Annotated in this window: 1 pseudogene; it reads left to right on the plus strand. The window is 81.5% G+C overall.

The window, feature by feature from the left end:
- Positions 1–205 (plus strand): annotated as a pseudogene (locus tag GT042_RS13115) (hypothetical protein); the annotation flags it as partial.

The raw sequence follows: 205 nt of genomic DNA on the forward strand, positions 1-205 counted from the left end.
GCGGGCAGGGTCCCGGCGCGTTCGGCGGGGGTCCCGGCGGTCCGCCGCGGATGTCCGACGACACCGCCGTGCTGACCCCGCAGGTGCACGCCCCCGAGCCGTCGCCCGGCGGCGGCCACGTCTCGGGCGACACCCTCACCAGCGGGATCCCCGTGGTCCCGCCGGAGCACCGCTCGCCGTTCCCGGGCTCGGCCCCGGGCGCCGG

The organism is Streptomyces sp. SID3212, from assembly GCF_009865405.1.
In the GTDB taxonomy this organism is placed as follows: Bacteria; Actinomycetota; Actinomycetes; order Streptomycetales; family Streptomycetaceae; genus Streptomyces.